This is a genomic window from Pseudomonas sp. GW822-FHT03F04 (assembly GCF_058801405.1).
Genome location: NZ_JBXANF010000001.1, coordinates 481,201 through 495,600 on the forward strand (window position 1 = coordinate 481,201; position 14,400 = coordinate 495,600).

A 14,400-nucleotide genomic window follows, 5' to 3' on the forward strand; every position below is an offset into this window, starting at 1 on the left:
TCATGTCTGAGCTGTCGCAGGTGTCGGTCACCGCACTCAAGGGTGTCGGTGAGGCCATGGCCGAGAAACTGGCCAAGGTCGGCCTGGAAAACCTTCAGGACGTACTGTTCCACCTGCCGCTGCGTTATCAGGATCGCACCCGCGTGGTACCGATCGGCGCATTGCGGCCGGGGCAGGACGCCGTGGTCGAAGGTACCGTCAGCGGCGCCGACGTGGTCATGGGCCGGCGCCGCAGCCTCGTCGTGCGCTTGCAGGACGGCACCGGCGGCTTGAGCCTGCGCTTCTACCACTTCAGCAACGCGCAGAAAGAAGGCCTCAAGCGCGGCACGCGGATTCGCTGCTACGGCGAAGCCCGGCCCGGCGCCTCGGGGCTGGAGATCTACCACCCGGAATACCGCGCCATCAACGGCGACGAACCGCCGCCGGTGGATGAGACCCTGACCCCGGTCTACCCGCTGACCGAAGGCCTGACCCAGGCCCGTCTGCGCCAGTTGTGCATGCAGACGCTGACCCTGCTCAAGCCGGCCACCCTGCCCGACTGGCTGCCGACCGAACTGGCCCGCGACTATCAACTGGCGCCACTGGCCGATGCGATCCGCTACCTGCACAACCCACCCGCCGATGCCGACGTCGATGAACTCGCCCTCGGCCATCACTGGGCCCAGCATCGCCTGGCCTTCGAAGAGCTGCTGACCCATCAACTGTCCCAGCAGCGCCTGCGCGAAAGCATGCGCTCCCTGCGCGCACCGTCGATGCCTAAAGCCACGAAGCTGCCTCCGAAATACCTGGCCAACCTCGGCTTCAACCCGACCGGCGCTCAGCAACGAGTCGGCAACGAAATCGCCTACGACCTCAGTCAGCACGAACCGATGCTGCGGTTGATTCAGGGCGACGTCGGCGCGGGTAAAACCGTGGTCGCCGCCCTCGCCGCGCTGCAAGCGCTGGAGGCGGGTTATCAGGTCGCACTGATGGCGCCGACCGAGATCCTCGCCGAGCAGCACTTCATCACCTTCAAGCGCTGGCTCGAACCGCTCGGCATCGAGGTGGCGTGGCTGGCCGGCAAGCTCAAGGGCAAGAACCGCGTCGCCGCGCTGGAACAGATCGCCAGTGGCACACCGATGGTGGTCGGCACTCACGCGCTGTTTCAGGACGAAGTGCAGTTCAAGAACCTCGCGCTGGTGATCATCGACGAACAACACCGCTTCGGCGTGCAACAACGTCTGGCGCTGCGGCAGAAAGGCGTCGGCGGGCGCATGTGCCCGCATCAATTGATCATGACCGCCACGCCGATTCCCCGGACGCTGGCGATGAGCGCCTACGCCGACCTCGACACCTCGATCCTCGACGAACTGCCGCCCGGCCGAACCCCGGTCAACACCGTGCTGGTCACCGATACCCGCCGCGTCGAAGTCATCGAACGGGTGCGCAGCGCCTGCGCCGAGGGCCGTCAGGCCTATTGGGTGTGCACGCTGATCGAAGAGTCCGAAGAGCTGACCTGCCAGGCCGCCGAAACCACCTTCGAAGACCTCACCGCCGCCCTTGGCGAGCTGAAGGTCGGGCTGATCCACGGCCGCATGAAACCCGCCGAGAAAGCCGCCGTCATGGCCGAATTCAAGGCCGGCAACCTGCAACTGCTGGTCGCCACCACCGTGATCGAAGTCGGCGTCGACGTACCCAACGCCAGCCTGATGATCATCGAAAACCCCGAGCGTCTGGGCCTCGCGCAACTGCACCAGTTGCGCGGCCGCGTCGGCCGGGGCAGCGCAGTCAGCCATTGCGTGCTGCTCTACCATCCGCCGCTGTCACAGATCGGCCGCCAGCGCCTGGGCATCATGCGCGAGACCAACGACGGTTTCGTCATCGCCGAAAAAGACCTCGAACTGCGCGGCCCCGGCGAAATGCTCGGCACCCGCCAGACCGGTCTGCTGCAATTCAAGGTCGCCGACCTGATGCGCGACGCCGATCTGCTGCCCGCCGTGCGCGATGCCGCCCAGGCATTGCTCGAACGCTGGCCCACCCACGTCAGCCCGCTGCTCGACCGATGGCTGCGACACGGGCAGCAATACGGCCAAGTGTGAGCACCGTCGCAGTTTCTCAAAGCTCGTTCCAACCAAGCTGGTTATACTCCAGCAATTGTTTCAAAAACGGATACAGACCATGACCGAAGCTGCTCTCGCCCCCGAATCCCCGCACGCTCCGTCTGTTATTCGGCTGCTGCTCAACAAGCTGGGCGTCGCCTACGAAGAAGTGCTCGACCACCACGGCCTCAACGCCTCGCGCAAAGTGCAGGCCGTGTTGCTGGACGACGCAGTCGGTGCGCTGATGGTGCTGTTTCCACAGAGCCAGTTGCTGGATCTCAACCGCCTCGCCGAGCTGACGGGCCGTCGCCTGACCGCCGTGTCCACCGAGCGCCTGGAAAAGATGCTCGGCAAACACAGCCTGAGCCTGCTGCCGGGCCTGCCGGCGCTGACCAGCTCGCCGTGTCTCTACGAAGAAAGCCTGCTGCGCGAGCCCAAGTTGCTGATCAACTCCGGCGAGCCGGGCCTGCTGCTGGAAATCGCCAGCGAAGACTTCAAGACCATGCTGACCAAGGCCAGCGCCGCCAACTTCGGCGAAGCCCTGAGCAGCATCCGCCCGAACCTCGACCGCCCGGACGATGACCGCGAGGAAATCACCCAGGCCGTGCAGGCGTTCACCGCGCGGCGCATCCAGCAACGTCTGGAAGCGACCATCGAGATTCCGCCGCTGGCCGAAACCGCACAAAAAATCATCAAGCTGCGCGTCGACCCGAACGCCACCATCGACGACATCACCGGCGTGGTCGAAACCGACCCGGCGCTGGCGGCGCAAGTGGTGAGCTGGGCGGCGTCGCCGTACTACGCTTCGCCGGGCAAGATCCGTTCGGTGGAAGACGCGATCGTCCGCGTGCTGGGCTTCGATCTGGTGATCAACCTGGCGCTGGGCCTGGCCCTCGGCAAGACCCTGAGCCTGCCCAAGGATCACCCGCAACACACCACGCCGTACTGGCAGCAGTCGATCTACACCGCCGCCGTCATCGAAGGCCTGACCCGCGCCATGCCGCGCGCCCAGCGCCCGGAAGCCGGCCTGACCTACCTCGCCGGCCTGCTGCACAACTTCGGCTACCTGCTGCTGGCCCACGTGTTCCCGCCGCACTTCTCGCTGATCTGCCGCCACCTGGAGGTCAACCCGCACCTGTGCCACAGCTATGTCGAGCAACACCTGCTGGGCATCAGCCGCGAACAGATCGGCTCCTGGCTGATGCGCTACTGGGACATGCCGGACGAACTGGCCACCGCCCTGCGCTTCCAGCACGACCCGAACTACGACGGCGCCTACGCCGAATACCCGAACCTCGTCTGCCTGGCCGTGCGCCTGCTGCGCGGTCGCGGGATTGGCTCCGGGCCGGATGAAGACATTCCGGATGCGCTGCTGGAGCGCGTTGGCCTGACTCGCGACAAGGCCAATGACGTCGTCAGCAAAGTGCTTGAGGCTGAAGTGTTGTTGCGTGAACTGGCTTCGCAGTTTAGCCAGGCCTGATTTGCGCCTATAAAAAAGGCCCCATACTCAAACGAGTGTGGGGCCTTTTTTGTTGATCGTTTGATCGTTCCCACGTCGAGGCGTCGAACCGTCTGCGTGGGAATGCAGCCCGTGACGCTCCGCGTCACCGCCTCACCTCAGACTCAAGCAGCCTTCGGCTTGGCCTTCCGCGGCTTCAAATACTTCATCAACCCCTGAAACCACATCACCAGCGCCGGGTTGCCCTTGAGCTGGATCGACTTGTCCTGAATCCCCTGCATGAACGCCAACTGCTTGTTCTTCGCCTGCATCGTGGCAAACCCGAACGCCGCGTCTTTAAAGGCAATCGCAAACGCCGGCTCCGCCACCACCCCGGACTTGCTGGTAATGCGTTGATCCTTCACCACGAAATGCCGCGCCACTTTCCCGTCCAGAGTCTGTAGCTGAAACACCAGATCCTTGTCACCCAACTGCTGCTGGAACGCAGGATTTGTCCGACTGGCCTTACCCATCAACAGACCCAGCATCCACAGAAGAAAACGAAATTTCATGCGCACAGCCTCAAAAGGAAAATGAACGGCTGGGGGAGTGTAAGGGATTCGGACGAATTCGCCACTATCCAAGACTGATAGAAGACGATGTAGGTCTTTTCTCGCATGATGACTGCCAAGTCACGCTTCCCAATTCTTGAACCTGATCGCTCCCACGCTCCGCGTGGGAATGCATCCCGTGACGCTCCGCGTCACACCACCCCCGTCCTACACCTGAAGAAACACATTCCTGTAGGAGCTGCCGATAGCAGTGGTTTCTTGTTCCTCTACCCCGCAAATCCTTGGGAAATGTCCTTCAAACTGCGGTGCTGTCCATGAACTAGGCAGGCTGGAACATCGTCGATAGCCTCTATGTGTCGCCGCAAAATCGGTGACTCGGACGTGCAAGTCCGGTTCAGGTGCACAATCGCAATGGCATTTCGCCGAGCCTTTTCCTATGCTCGCGGATCGTTATGGCGGCTGTGCGTCGGAGACCTTCGGGTCTGCCGGGCACCTGGACCGGTCTTGCACACCAACGCACAGCTGCCACCTATTTCGAAGTGCAAAGCGAAACGGTGTCAGCGTCTTAACTCCAGGGATGACATCCATGATCAAACCAACACCCAATCCACCCGAAACGCCAGAAACCTCCCCCTACGAATCCCCCGATTCAAAGAAACTCCACGAAGCCGCCGAACGCGCCCTCGACCACCACTTCAAACCCAGAGCCCCACGCCCCAAACGCCTCGGCGGCCTGTTCGCCCTCTGCCCCAACGCCGACGCCGAAGCCCTCATGGCCAACGCCTCCGAAGACCTCCTGTCCATCAGCGCCTTCGCCGCCAACCTGGCCGACGACCTCGACGGCCCCCGCCGCTCGATGGCATTGGGCCTGAGCAGAATGGCGGATGGCGTGCGCTTGATGGTGGAAGGCACGCTCGATCACATTGAGTTTCGAGATTACCAAGCCAAGCCGTAGCTGAATGACGGGCGGAAAAAAGGGGACGTTGAGTCCCCTTCTTCAGTGATTACGACTCACCACTGACAGCCCGCTTTTGGTGACGGCTCCATGTTGAAAGCGTGGTCAAACGAATACTTTTTTCCAGATTTGTAGTTTGTGTAAGTCATCCCATCCACCCGGCCGCCCTGAGTGACCATTTGATACTCACCTGTCAGCGCACCGTCAGCCACTTCAACCCAAGTCGTCGTGTACTGATACGGACGCCCATACAACAACTCTTCTTGTTCAGTACTGCGGTGAACCAGATCAATAGCTTTCTTCGAGGTGCTGTACCTGACCCCCGCTCCGCTCCATTTCAAAACGGAGTCGTAGTAGGTTCTGAATTCGAAATTGATGCTTTTGCCCTCTTTCGAGCGAAAGCAATAAACCTCCGCTTTGATCTCACTGTGGGCCATCAGTGGACAGAGAAGTAAAAACGCAGGAAGAAACACAGACAATGATTTCAAACCGATCAATCCTTAACGGTTCAGAGGCAACTGAAAGCGCATTCGCGCCGTGCAATAGACTAAATCTTCCCGGAGCACACGTTCGCTCATTTCACAGTGCCCACTAGCGTATTGCTTAAATAGCGGATCATCGAGCTCCGCCCCTCCCAATCGCTCCATTGAGGCCACCATTTCCTTCTCCCGGTTCTCACCGGCCCCGGCCATTGCGGATGCCGCTTTGTAGAAGCCATCAATCATCATGCCAGTCTGTAGAGCAACCAATTCCCCCAACCGGGCATTGGTCGTTTGCACCAGGCACCCAAGCTTTTCGATGGGCGCCTCTGCACCGGGCAAAGCCGACTGATAGATATCCTCGCAATACGCCTCTTTGAAGCGCACCCACTTCTTTTGCACATCAGTCAGTTGTTTCTTGTCGGCAGGCGCCAAACTGACCAACGCTTTCTTGTATTGCTCATTCAACAACGCATCGACTTTCTCGAAAGTTTGCTGACCGCAAATAATCATATCGGGATTGGAAAAGCTGTCGGGATTGCAGGTTTCCTTGGCATGCGCAGGAACCAGCAAAGCAGTCAAAGAAGCACCCGCGACCAGCCCAAAAAACGCCTTGAGTTTGATCATGATCCGGACACTCCGGCACTGCGCTCAGCTACCCGAGCAGGAATTTTCGAAGCCTTTCCCGCGTCCAACATACGCGACGCGTATTGCTTGTACGCCGCCGATGCCCGCTCTTTATCGTTCGCACCCCAATAGCTATCAGCGAGATTCAGATAGGCAACTGTCCGGCCCGGGTTGTTGGCAATCACTGCATTCAGCAACTCAATCGACTCGGCGTAATGCCCCGCTTCGCCGAGTAGAAAACCGAAGTCGTTGGACCAACCGGGACGCTGCGGGTAGTAGTACTTTTCGACGATGTAGCTGTCGGGCGGGCACGTGTCATGCGAGCCACCGTCCATCAACGCGTAGCTCATCGTATCCTTGAAGGAGAGGTCATCACCCTTTCGGTAGGCTGCCAGCGCCATATCCAACAGATCAGCAGAATCGACCGTCATCAGTTTTTTATAACCGCCCTGCGAGCCGCCAACGCTTGCAGCCCGCAACTTTTTAAGCGCTTCAAGGCCGTTGAATGAAGCCAGAGTGGTTGGGCCCAGCGTCTCAATCGGAAACTCCGCTACGCTCACAAGCGAACGATCGCAGGAGTTGTTATTGACCACTAGCAGCACTTTCTTCAGCTCAAACTGCTTTGAGCCGTTATTGAAGGTGAACAAAAGATTGAAGTTATAAACCGGATTGTCTTCTTCATTGGTCACCAGCGTAATGTAGTCCCCCGCGTCAACGAACCGCTGCTTGACCAGAGCCTCTTCCTCTAGTGGACTCACAACCGTCATGACACCGGGCCGACCTTTGAAAACCCGAACGCTGAAACTATCCAGAAGAACAGACGAGTACTGACTCTTCGTCAGAGGCAACGCCTTGGACGTATCGAGCAATACGTCCTCATTGCGTGCTTGCACCGGCGCGATCAACAACCGGTTGGATGCCTCGTCCGCATCTCCCGCCAGAACGAACACGTTTTGCCGTGACCCATCACCCAGCAGGCTCGCCGGGATTTCCTTGAGGACTTGGGGCGCAGCGAGTGCGGGAGAACCCGGGACGATGACATAACAAGTAAGTACGCAGAGAACACTCTGCAAAACGCGTTTCACTTTCTTCGATCCTTGATTCATTCAGATGATGTCCAGATACGCCGCGGGAGAACCTGGCCGACTAGGAACCGGACTTAGGTGCGCCGCATTTCAGCTCTTTGATCTGCTCGTTCTGAATCGGAATCACACAGGCGAGGCGCTTGGCGCCAGTAGAACGAAGCTCTGTCAGGCTAAGCGTCACATGCAAACCATCTTCTGCGAACACATGATCCTCAAACCCCGCAGAGGAATAACCCGACCAAAACGGTTTGCCGTCAAAGCTGCAAAACCGCGTAGAGGAAAGCACCTTCCAGTTACCATCCGGTGCAACAATTTGAACGTTCAGGCATGGGTTGCCAAACGTAGTGATATAGCGAACCACAACATCGCCGAAACGCTGAGAAGCAGCTTTCGAAACGTTAACGACATTGACCACCTCACTCGGGCCATCAGGTGCGATAGCGTCAAGATAGACGGCACGCTCCAGACTCATTCTGGTGACGCATTTGTTGATAACCATGGTATGCGCCGCCGACCCGAATTGTGCAGCCGTGGTTTCAAGGGGGCACGTGGCGTCGCGCAACTTGATCCAGGCCCGTTGCGAGTCTCTGGCGATGACCATGAAAGCCTTCCCCTCCTCAGGCTCAGACTCCCACCCAGACTCGAACCGAGCCAACAATTTCTTGTAGCTGGAATTGAGTTTCGCGTCGGCATCTTTCCGCTCAGCTTCCACGCACTCGTCGTATTGCCAGCTCACCGTAATGACTTTGCAGTTGTCCTCAGCGAGCGCGATTGAAGCGGACAGCAGGCCTAAGGACAACGCGATAAAGCGCACAAACATGTTCAATGTTTCATTCCCTGAATGACGGATCGCTCAACTACGCGTTGAGGTATTTTCTGCGCCTTGCCGTCCGCACTCATCGCGTCGCGGTACTGGTTGTAATAGCGCTGCGCTTCGTCTTTGCGATCAAGGCGCCAGAGTGAATCGGCGATGTTCAACATCAGCACTGTGCGTTTGCCGACGGCCTCAACGCCGCGATAGAACTTCAGCGCCAGCTCATCTTTGCCGCCCTCGGCCAGGTAAAAGCCCAAGTCGTTATAGGCCTGAACATTTTGCGCCGGGGCATGACACGCCATGTAGGACTCCGGACTTAAATAGACCAGGCCCCATTCGATGGACTCTGCGCGAGACTGCGCCAGTTCGTTACTTGTGACATGTTTCAGCAAGTCCTTTGGAGACCTCGTCTCCAGGGCGGGAGTGAGCACATCGCCGTCTTCGGTAACCCATTGATTGCCCTTCCACTGCCCGACACAAAAAGTGGCCGAACGATCAGCCAACACGCAACCAGTCTCCATTGAGATAACCGTGCAATGCTGTTGCGACACCAACTTTTCTTCACCATTTTCGTCCGACAACATGCCGAATATCACTGGGTCGAGCAGCAAGGTTTTCTTGTCAGGACTGAGCATATTGGAGTGCCCATCGGCGCCAATATCGGCGCCAAAGAGCGGGAAGGTTTTGCCATTGGCGGTGAACCATGCGGTCGCCGAATCCACACCGGGCATCGTCCATTCTGTAGCCCGAAACGACACCGTGTGCCCGTCGACACCGACTATCGGCGGGTCCTCGGCAAAGGCGCTCATAGCGCTGCACAGACTGCCGATCATCAATACCCGCTTAAGGCTGCCCATAGTCGATCCTTTTAACCGAGGGACTTTCCGACTGCAGCTGCCTCTTGGTCACGCCATAAGCCTTGATCAGTTCTTCCCAGGACCCCTTCGAACCAAATGAGCGCTGATTATTATCGAAGCTGTATTGCTCCAATCGCCCCACTGTCGAGTAATACCCGTGCCATTCAGGACAGGCACCGCAACCGCCGTAGCCACCTATCGAAACAAGACTGCCCTTGGTTCCTTTCACACAATCCATCGCCACGACAACGTTACTCAGCATCTTCGCTTTCTTACCGTCAGACGTGAGCTGTGAAACCTTGTCGATGTTGCGGCGCAAGACTTTGCCGCCGATGTTGATCGTCTGGTCGGAGCAAACCGGGATGAGGTGGGTTTCCGCGTCATCCACCGTCACGGATCGGCAGGACGACACCATCACCACTTCAACGCCGCCACATTGCATGACATCGCGCTGGGTGTAGGCGTCCTTGGGAGCAGCGAAAGCTGGAAACGAGAGCAACAGCGAAAGGCTGCCCGCGAGTAGTCGGTTCATCCACTCATTCCTCATCAATTGACGGCGATTCCACGTTGGTCATGCCAAGCAGCCGGAACTCATTGTTTACGAATTCGTAGTACCGATCCCGGTTACGGTTTTCCAGGCGTTTTCCCTGGGTGTCTTCTTCACCATCGAGCGTGACGCCGGAAATGATGATCAAGCGACTATCGGGCAAATACGTCGTGTCGAAAGTGCTGCCGTCATAGGCATTCGGAAGACCGCCAACGACATCACCGGTCTGGGCGTCCAGCACTTCGCCACAAATGGCGCCGCCGCCACAGCCGAACCTGTACAGGATGTAATGGCCGGCGAAGTTGACCTTGCCTTGCAGGGCCTTCGCCCGGGTGCCGTCCATGACCGGGTTGCTTTGTTCCTGCTGCACCGGTTCATGGTTGGGGCCGCTGAAAACGGGGGTGACGGCGTAATCCTTGAAGTCGGGATCGGCGGCGAATGCCATGGAAGAGGCAGCTGATAGCAAGCTGCCGAGAACAATCGAAAATCCTTTCAAGTACTAACTCCATAACTGCAGTGGGAAACCGTTGGCTTACTCGGACTGACCTTCATAACGCTGTGTCTGCGGGTTGAATTGCCATAGATGACGCCGAGTTAACGCGTCTTTTCCCATGTAACTGATCTGGTCGCGCTTATCCCTGACGTAGGAATAGATTGCGATGTCTTTGAAGTCTCCGCCGTTCTTGGGCGGACCATCCAAGACCTTCACTCTGGCGAAATAATCTCCACCGACATGCTTCAAGTAACCATGGCACTGGATCAGGAAGGCGAAGGTTGAGTCACCCGCTGATCCGCGACTTGAGTAGGAGGTGAAAATGAAGTCTTCCTGACCGTCGTCATTGAGATCACCGCGGTACACAACCTTGCCGTACTCCACAGAAAATTGGTCCTTGTGGAGGCCGGAAAGTATGTCGTCAGGCTTGTTATCTCGACTCTCTGACCACTGAGAGAGAAAGTGCTTGGTATCAGACTCGGAATTGCACACATCCATCGCCATGCTCGCCATCGGCAACCAGGCCATACACATCAACGACAGTCGCTTCACTTCACATCCTTCGAATTCATCAATTCCAGCTCACCATCCCGATACAACACTTCGCACCCGATCCACGCCAGATCCACCTGCGGCATCACCGCCGAAGGCTTGCGCAGTTCCCGCAACAACGTCGAACCATGCGACAACCGCCCGCCCATTCGCGCAATCACCGCCCGCGCGGCCTGATAGTGCGCATGACGCCCCGGATCGAGGGTGTCTTCCAGCAAGATGTCGGCGCCAAGAATGCCCCTCACCTGCCCCGGGTAAATCATGAACCCGGTGGCCTGTTCGGCACCTTCGCGGCCGTCCTGCCAGAAGCTGCCGTCGCGCGTGCGGATGTCCGGGTGCGGCGCAAACCAGTGATCGCGATCCGCCAGCGGCATGGCGTGATGCAGGCGGAAGAAGATGCGCATCAGGTTGTCGCGATACCACTCGCGCACTTGCAGGTAGTAACCACGCAGGCCCGGCAGGCCGGTCGAGTGAGCGAGGTGAATCAGCCCTGACCATTGCGGGAAGGCCTGTAAGGGCAGCGCGTTCGACGCGGGTCGAGGTGTGGCGGGATCGGTCTCCCATGGCAGTCGATGGGGGCTGTTTTCCAGGTTGTCGTAAGCGGTGGGTGGTCGGCCCAGCCAGTCCCCGCCGCTGCTGGCCAGCGCCGTGGCGATGCACAGATTGCCCTGTACCACGAACACATAAAACCGGGTGAACCAGTCGGCCAGTTGCTGACCGTCAGCACCCTGGGCGACGAGGTCGGTCAGCTCTTTGTCGAAGCGCTGCAAGCCGTGTTCAAGGCTCAGCAAATGCCCGCGAGCGATACGCTGCATGCGCAAAAACAACGGCAGCGAACGCATCATCCGCAGCGGTCGCCACGGCAGATGTGGAGTCGCGCCGCCGACTTCACCGGCATAGTTGCTGGCGCTGATGCCCCAGTCGGCCAATCGTGCGAGAAACAGGTCGTTGTTGATGTAGGACGCGCCGCCAAATACCGCCGTGAACGGTTCGTTGTCCTGCAACACCCGCGCATCCCAACGGGCCATGATCGCCGGAATGCTCGCGGCGGCCCGGCGCTGGGCGTACTCCACCAGCACGCTGGGTTGCGGCGGCAGGATCTCGGCGATGTTGGCGGCAGTCAGGTGCCGGCGCCAGCCGTAGTCGCTGATCGGCCGGTATTGCAGCAGCCACAGTTGCGTACCGTCCCAGGCCCATTCGACATCGCCCGGCACATAGTGAAACACCCGCAAGACATCCTGGAGAAAGCGCCACAGCACGTCTTCGGCCAACCCATGGGTGGCCGTGAACGTGCCGCTGCGCCAGGCATCGCCGAGCCGCGAAAGCGTCGCTCGTTCCGGGCTGATCTGGCCGTCGGCAAGGGACTCAAGATGACCTTCAACCCATTCGAGTTCCACCGACAGATGACGCACAAACGCGATGCCCGACACCTGCGGCGTGATGAAGCGCTGCACCACCACTTCCTCGACACCTTCGGCAGTCAGCGCGGCAATACGCGCTGGCACGTTGGCGGCCGGCTCGCGCAGATAGGTCGTGCTCAAACCGGCATTCGCCGAGTCGGCCTGATCTTCGCCATAACTGGAGGAACGCACCGCCCAGCTCGCCTGTGGTTGGCTGGCGAGAAAGGTCGGTAGTCGCGGATCGTTGCAATCGTTGAGAGTCAGCGCCGTCGGCACCGGTTGCCGGGCCAGTTCCGCCAGACGCAAACGCCCGCCCTTGGTGTGCGCGACGAAGCCGCGCTCGCCCGACTCCAGCCACTGCGCAAACTGCGCGGGCGCGTCGATCCACGGGTAATGACCCCAACCGGGTTTCAGGCTGATGGTCAGATCCGCGCGCGCAAGAATCGCCGACCATGCCGCCGCTTGTTCGATGCCAAGCACCTTGTCCTGATCGCCCCAGACCAGTTCGACCGGGTCGGTGATCCACTCCAGCAAGGGCAGCGCGGTGTCGGCACGGATCAGATCCCAGTGCGGCACAAACGCACGGCAGCGCGCATAACCGGCGCCCATGCGCTGGTACTGCGCGGGCGTCCAAGTCTGGTTGGAAAACTTGCGCGCGAACAGCGTGGGTCTGTTCGACAGCAGCCAATGAATGGACTTGCGGATTGGCAGCGGTGACATCAGCGCCGGCAATCGGCGCTGCCACAAAAAGGCGCCCACCGGCGCCAGCAATACACTGCGAGAAAAGTGCCCGGGCCGACGTTGCAGCGCATGCAGCACCAGCAAAGCGTTGACCCCGACGGCCATGATCGCACTGCCCTTTTGCGTCATCGCCAACAAGGTCTGGGCGTAATCCGCCAGATCCTCGCAGGGTGGCTGCGGGTTGGCGCCGAAGCCCGGCAGCTCCAGCGGCACCACGGTGTAACGCTGAAAATGCGGCAGCGCGTCATCCCACCAATCGGCGGCGCTGCCGTTGCCGGCCAGCAGGTACATCAGAGGCTTGCTCATGGGCGATCCTCAGGCCAGATCGCGCAGCGCGGCGTCGAGGGTCGGATAGCGGAACGTGTAGCCCGCCTCGCTCAAACGCTGCGGCACCACACGCTGACCGTCGAAGAACAGCTGAGCCATTTCCCCGGCCAACACACGCACTGGCGCGGCTGGAATGTGGAACCACACCGGGCGCTTGAGGACCTTGCCGACGTTCTCGGCGAACGCTGCCTGACTGACCGTTTCAGGCGCGACCATGTTGTAGGTGCCGCGCAAATTTTCATCGTGGAAGGATCGAGCGATTACCTGAATTACATCGTCGCGGTGCACCCAGCTCATGATCTGCTGACCATCGCCCATGCGCCCGCCGAAACCCAGGCGAAACGGAATCAGCAATGGCAGCAGCGCACCGCCCGGACCAAACACCACGCCGAGGCGCAGCACAACCTGACGCACGCCAAACTGCGTCGCGGGTTGCGCCGAAGCCTCCCAACGCGCACAGAGCTCGGCCATGAAACCGACGCCCTTACTGGCCTGTTCATCGAGGCTTTCGCTGGCATCACGCACACCGTAAAAACCGATGGCCGAGGCCTGAATCCAAAGCGCGGGTTTGTGCCTGGCGTTTTTCAGCCAGGTCATCAACGCTTCAGTGGTGTTGACCCGACTGGCGATCAGTTGCGCCTGCCGCTCGGGGCTCCAGCGCGGCCCGGCGACTGGTGCGCCGGCCAGATTGATCACCACGTCGAAGGGTTCGTCGCAGCCGAGTTCGCTCAGCAAACGCACACAGCGAACGCGACCGTCAAACAGGTTCGCCGCTCTCAACGGATCCCGCGCCAACACGCTGACCGTGTGGCCGGCGTCGAGTAACTGATTGACCACGGCTTCACCGATAAACCCGGTGCCACCGGTGATCAGTACCCGCTTGTAGGCGCCGCCGGCAAACGGGTTGGATTTGCTCACGGCCCTTTCTGGCGGAGACTTCCGACGATCATGACGCAACAACCAGATCAGCGGCGGCAACAGCACCAGCAGCGCAAAACCGTCGAGCCACAGATGCGACCAGACTTGCTGTTGCGCCGAAAGCCACATGTCCTGCGGCGCCCATAACAGCACGCCCGCCATCAACCATCCCCAAATTGCGGGAGCTCTAAGACGGTTGCCGAGATGCACCAACGCGAGCATGTACAGCGAATAACTTTGCAGCGTCGCGCCGAACAGTGCGAGCCACCACACCTGCTGCTCGTGGCCGGCGGCGGGAACCGCATCGGCGCCCCAGAAGGCGAGTTCGAGGGTGTGCAAATAGCCGTCGAGTAATCCGGAATGACCGGCCCAGGTCAACGTGAGACCGGCGAGCACATGCACGATTGCCGCGGCATACAGCCAAAGCACCATCGCGGAGCGAAGAGAGAAAGAGGGGGCTGGCATTCCGTGTCCTGAGCGTATTCCTTGAGGGCGGGGAGTTTAAAGGAAAATGGGG

The 14,400-nt window shown here is 59.7% G+C and carries 14 protein-coding genes; 3 read left to right on the plus strand and 11 right to left on the minus strand.

All coding sequences use genetic code 11. The annotated features are described in order from the left end of the window. Nucleotides 1–2 precede the first annotated feature (2 nt). The gene (recG, locus tag AC1RMX_RS02285; RefSeq protein WP_493070252.1) at nucleotides 3–2,078 is read left to right on the plus strand and encodes an ATP-dependent DNA helicase RecG; all 2,076 of its coding nucleotides are present in this window, start codon (nucleotides 3–5) and stop codon (nucleotides 2,076–2,078) included. Between the two features lie 79 nt (nucleotides 2,079–2,157). Continuing rightward, the gene (locus AC1RMX_RS02290; RefSeq protein ID WP_085708861.1) at nucleotides 2,158–3,558 is read left to right on the plus strand and encodes an aminoacyl-tRNA deacylase and HDOD domain-containing protein; all 1,401 of its coding nucleotides are present in this window, start codon (nucleotides 2,158–2,160) and stop codon (nucleotides 3,556–3,558) included. 143 nt (nucleotides 3,559–3,701) lie between these two features. Here AC1RMX_RS02290 and AC1RMX_RS02295 read toward each other — a convergent pair whose 3' ends face one another. Next, complete coding sequence (locus AC1RMX_RS02295; protein ID WP_011336568.1) at nucleotides 3,702–4,088, minus strand: SCP2 sterol-binding domain-containing protein; 387 nt, start codon at nucleotides 4,086–4,088, stop codon at nucleotides 3,702–3,704. Between the two features lie 586 nt (nucleotides 4,089–4,674). Between AC1RMX_RS02295 and AC1RMX_RS02300 the strand changes: the two genes are divergently transcribed. Then, on the plus strand, nucleotides 4,675–5,043 hold the full coding sequence (locus tag AC1RMX_RS02300) for a DUF6124 family protein (RefSeq protein WP_493070254.1): 369 nt from the start codon (nucleotides 4,675–4,677) through the stop codon (nucleotides 5,041–5,043). A 56-nt stretch (nucleotides 5,044–5,099) separates the two neighbouring features. Here the strand turns inward: AC1RMX_RS02300 and AC1RMX_RS02305 are convergent, their stop codons facing one another. The 10 genes from AC1RMX_RS02305 to AC1RMX_RS02350 all read right to left on the minus strand — a co-directional run bounded on the left by AC1RMX_RS02305 (nucleotide 5,100) and on the right by AC1RMX_RS02350 (nucleotide 14,348). Beyond that, nucleotides 5,100–5,531 (minus strand): hypothetical protein, encoded by a 432-nt coding sequence (locus AC1RMX_RS02305; RefSeq protein WP_375744503.1) that lies wholly within the window; start codon nucleotides 5,529–5,531, stop codon nucleotides 5,100–5,102. Nucleotides 5,532–5,543: 12 nt separating this feature from the next. Continuing rightward, nucleotides 5,544–6,149 (minus strand): lysozyme inhibitor LprI family protein, encoded by a 606-nt coding sequence (locus tag AC1RMX_RS02310; RefSeq protein ID WP_493070256.1) that lies wholly within the window; start codon nucleotides 6,147–6,149, stop codon nucleotides 5,544–5,546. Further along, entirely contained in the window at nucleotides 6,146–7,255 is a 1,110-nt protein-coding gene (locus AC1RMX_RS02315; RefSeq protein WP_493070257.1) for a tetratricopeptide repeat protein, read from the minus strand. The genes AC1RMX_RS02310 and AC1RMX_RS02315 overlap by 4 nt, the downstream gene beginning before the upstream one ends. A gap of 40 nt (nucleotides 7,256–7,295) precedes the next feature. Continuing rightward, on the minus strand, nucleotides 7,296–8,054 hold the full coding sequence (locus tag AC1RMX_RS02320; RefSeq protein ID WP_493070259.1) for a lysozyme inhibitor LprI family protein: 759 nt from the start codon (nucleotides 8,052–8,054) through the stop codon (nucleotides 7,296–7,298). A 2-nt stretch (nucleotides 8,055–8,056) separates the two neighbouring features. Further along, nucleotides 8,057–8,905: a tetratricopeptide repeat protein gene (locus tag AC1RMX_RS02325; protein ID WP_493070261.1), complete on the minus strand. Its 849-nt coding sequence runs from the start codon at nucleotides 8,903–8,905 to the stop codon at nucleotides 8,057–8,059. Then, nucleotides 8,892–9,437: a hypothetical protein gene (locus AC1RMX_RS02330; protein WP_096817253.1), complete on the minus strand. Its 546-nt coding sequence runs from the start codon at nucleotides 9,435–9,437 to the stop codon at nucleotides 8,892–8,894. The genes AC1RMX_RS02325 and AC1RMX_RS02330 overlap by 14 nt, the downstream gene beginning before the upstream one ends. A 4-nt stretch (nucleotides 9,438–9,441) precedes the next feature. Next, complete coding sequence (locus tag AC1RMX_RS02335; protein ID WP_493070485.1) at nucleotides 9,442–9,897, minus strand: hypothetical protein; 456 nt, start codon at nucleotides 9,895–9,897, stop codon at nucleotides 9,442–9,444. Nucleotides 9,898–9,984: 87 nt separating this feature from the next. Then, nucleotides 9,985–10,497 (minus strand): hypothetical protein, encoded by a 513-nt coding sequence (locus AC1RMX_RS02340; RefSeq protein WP_256580563.1) that lies wholly within the window; start codon nucleotides 10,495–10,497, stop codon nucleotides 9,985–9,987. Beyond that, on the minus strand, nucleotides 10,494–12,944 hold the full coding sequence (locus tag AC1RMX_RS02345) for an alpha/beta hydrolase (RefSeq protein WP_493070263.1): 2,451 nt from the start codon (nucleotides 12,942–12,944) through the stop codon (nucleotides 10,494–10,496). The genes AC1RMX_RS02340 and AC1RMX_RS02345 overlap by 4 nt, the downstream gene beginning before the upstream one ends. Before the next feature lie 9 nt (nucleotides 12,945–12,953). Beyond that, entirely contained in the window at nucleotides 12,954–14,348 is a 1,395-nt protein-coding gene (locus tag AC1RMX_RS02350; protein ID WP_493070265.1) for a TIGR01777 family oxidoreductase, read from the minus strand. Between the last annotated feature and the right edge of the window lie 52 nt (nucleotides 14,349–14,400).